At 78.5% G+C, this 1,207-nt stretch carries 1 protein-coding gene and 1 pseudogene; both read left to right on the plus strand.

Annotation, left to right across the window (positions count from 1 at the left end; translation table 11 throughout):
* Positions 1 to 206, plus strand: a pseudogene (locus DY240_RS32265) (hypothetical protein); the annotation flags it as partial.
* Positions 207 to 225: 19 nt separating this feature from the next.
* The coding region (locus tag DY240_RS22640; RefSeq protein WP_147375454.1) for a DUF4350 domain-containing protein at positions 226 to 1,207 on the plus strand (982 nt) is incomplete at its 3' end.

A 1,207-nucleotide genomic window follows, 5' to 3' on the forward strand; every position in this document is an offset into this window, starting at 1 on the left:
AGGCCACGGCCGCCCTGGGCGAGGTCGGGGCGCCCGGCGGCGGCATGCACGCCGGCGCCGGGCTGTTCGACGGCGTCCGCTACGGCGGCGCGGCGGCGACGGAGGACGACGACCGGCTGCTGCGCGACCTCGACGACGCCGTCGCCGCGGCCAGGCCACGGCCCGAGCACGCCGGCGAGACCCCCGTCCTGGCGGTGCCCCGATGAGTGTCACGGTGAGTGTCACGTGAGCACGACGACCACGACGCCGCCGGAGTCGCGGCCGCTCGACCCCACCGCCGCCGCCCAGTGGCGGCGGTGGCGCCGGCCGCTCGCCATCGTGGTGCTGGTGCTGCTCACGGCCGTGGTCCTGGGCATCGTGCAGAGCCGGGCCAGCCGTGGCTTCCTCGATCCGGAAGGGGTCGACAACCCCGGGGCGCGAGCGCTCGCGACCCTGCTGGCCGAGCAGGGCGTCGAGGTCACGCCGGTGCGCAGCAACGCCGACGCCGTCGGGGCCGCGGGCCCGGGCGACACCGTCCTGGTGACGGTCCCCGACCTGCTGACCGCCGAGCAGGTCGACCGGCTCGTCGACACCGGCGCGCGGCTGGTGCTGGTGGCGCCCGAGGCCCGGGTCCCCGACTACGCGCCGGGGCTGTCCGCCGTCCTGGTCGACGCGCCCGGCTCGGTCGAGCCCGAGTGCGACCTGCCGGTCGCGGAGCGGGCCGGGTCGGCGCGGCTGGGCGGGCTCGGGTACGCCGGCGACGTCAGCCGGTCCGAGGGCGCCGTCTGCTACCCCGTCGACGGCGAGCCGGCGTTGGCGGTGTCGTCGACGGAGAGCGGCGGCCAGGTGGTGCTGCTCGGCACCGCCGACCCGCTGACCAACGAGCACCTCGACGACGACGGCAACGCCGCGCTGGCGCTGGGGCTGCTCGGCCAGACCGAGCGGCTCGTCTGGTACCGGCCGATCCCCGAGCAGGGTGCCGACGCGCCCGCCGCCTTCACCGACCAGCTGCCCGGCTGGGTCCGCGCCGGCGCCTGGCAGCTGGCGATCGCCGCGCTGCTGGCGGCGGCGTGGCGGGCGCGGCGCCTGGGCCGGCTGGTGCCCGAGCCGCTCCCGGTCGTCGTCCGGGCCAGCGAGACCACCGAGGGCCGGGCTCGGCTGTATCGCCGCGGCCGGTCCCGCGACCACGCCGCGACGCTGCTGCGCAGGGCCGCCATCCGCCGGCTGG

It is taken from the genome of Jiangella rhizosphaerae (genome assembly GCF_003579925.1).
In the GTDB taxonomy this organism is placed as follows: domain Bacteria; phylum Actinomycetota; class Actinomycetes; order Jiangellales; family Jiangellaceae; genus Jiangella; species Jiangella rhizosphaerae.